1 protein-coding gene is annotated in these 1,680 nt (G+C 51.4%); it reads left to right on the forward strand.

The genetic code is table 11. The annotated features are described in order from the left end of the window. Positions 1-75 precede the first annotated feature (75 nt). Positions 76-1,631 (forward strand): IS3 family transposase gene (locus BLT35_RS26040; protein ID WP_254611337.1). Its coding sequence is split into 2 segments (ribosomal slippage): positions 76-541 and positions 541-1,631, totalling 1,557 coding nucleotides; the frame shifts between segments, so codons are not numbered across the junction. Positions 1,632-1,680 lie beyond the last annotated feature (49 nt).

Raw genomic sequence — 1,680 nt, forward strand, 5'->3', positions numbered from 1 at the left:
CCCCCTGTGTCAGAATAGTTGTCGTACCCCTCAATTGAAAGTATAGTGAGGATAACAAGGACGAGGTGGGAGACAATGAACCAAGTGAATCAGGAATTGAAGCAGAGAGTCGTGCAACGAATGATGCCACCGAATAATGAATCGGTCAGCCAGTTAGCCAAAGAGTACGGGATATCTGAAACAGCGCTGTATAAGTGGAAGAAAGCGGCGAAGGCCCAAGGAACGATCATGCCGACAGGTGCACAATCTACAGAGCGATGGAGCACTCGAGATAAGTTTGCCATCGTGGTAGAAACAGCAGCATTAAGTGAGATTGAGTTGGCGGAATACTGTCGTGCCAAAGGGCTGTACGTCGAGCAAGTGGAAGCCTGGCGCGATGCTTGTATGAACGCCAATGGCGGGATCGCCGAGCAAGCGAGCAAGCTGCAAAAGGATCTCCGAACGAAAGAACAAGAAGTAAAGGCCCTAAGCCGCGAGCTTCAACGAAAGGAAGCGGCATTGGCCGAAACCGCAGCCTTACTGGTGTTGCGAAAAAAGGCCCAGGCGATCTGGGGGGACCAAGGGGACGAATGATCAGTGCCCCGGATCGTCAGCTAGCTGTATCACTGATTGAAGAAGCTGTTCAGGCCGGTGCAAGGGAACACCTCGCCTGTAAGGAGCTTGGACTGACCCAGAGAACCCTGCAGCGTTGGCGTCAGCATAAGATTAGCGAAGATAGGCGTCCTTATGCCAAGCGTCCTGAGCCCGTCCATAAGCTCAGCGAGGAAGAAGAACAACAGATTCTGGACGTCATCCATCAGCCTGAGTTTAAGAGCCTCCCCCCGAGTCAAATCGTTCCCGCCCTTGCCGATCAGGGAACCTATATTGCTTCGGAGTCTAGTTTTTATCGTGTGATGCACAAACACAAACAACAGCAACATCGTGGAAGAAGCAAGAAAAGAACCACCAAGCCGCTGACAAGCCACTGTGCTACTGGAGCTAACCAAGTCTGGATGTGGGATATTACGTGGATGCCAGGGCCCGTTAAAGGTCTGTTCTTCTACCTCTACCTGGTGCTAGATTTATATAGTCGCAAAATTGTCGGTTGGGAGATTTGGGAAGAAGAATCGGCCGAGCATGCGAGTCAGTTAATACGCAGAACGGTGCTTAGCGAGCAGTGTGTCATTCGCCAGCAGCCCCTTGTGCTGCACTCGGACAATGGCAGTCCGATGAAGGGGGCAACCTTATTGGAAACGCTATATAGCTTAGGCATCACGCCTTCCAGAAGTCGGCCCCGAGTCAGCAATGACAATCCCTATGCGGAGTCCATCTTCCGGACGTGCAAATACCGTCCAGAATACCCGGAGCAAGGGTTTAAAGACCGCACCGAGGCCCGTGAATGGGTGCTGCGTTTTGTACGATGGTACAACCACGAGCATCGCCACAGCGGGCTCAATTTCCTCACGCCCAGCCAGAGGCATAAAGGACAGGAGGAACAAGTATTTGAGAAGCGACGGCAGGTTTATGAAGCTGCGAAAGCCCTGCATCCAGGTCGCTGGTCAGGGGATACACGGGATTGGAGTCTAAAAGAAGAAGTATGGCTTAATCCGGAAAAAGCGACGCTTATTCAAGCTGTGCAGAAGACGCAATGATAGCTAACTTAATTTTATTAAATCGCGACAACTATCTTGACAAATACCG

The sequence above is a fragment of the Paenibacillus naphthalenovorans genome, assembly GCF_900099895.1.
In the GTDB taxonomy this organism is placed as follows: domain Bacteria; phylum Bacillota; class Bacilli; order Paenibacillales; family NBRC-103111; genus Paenibacillus_G; species Paenibacillus_G naphthalenovorans.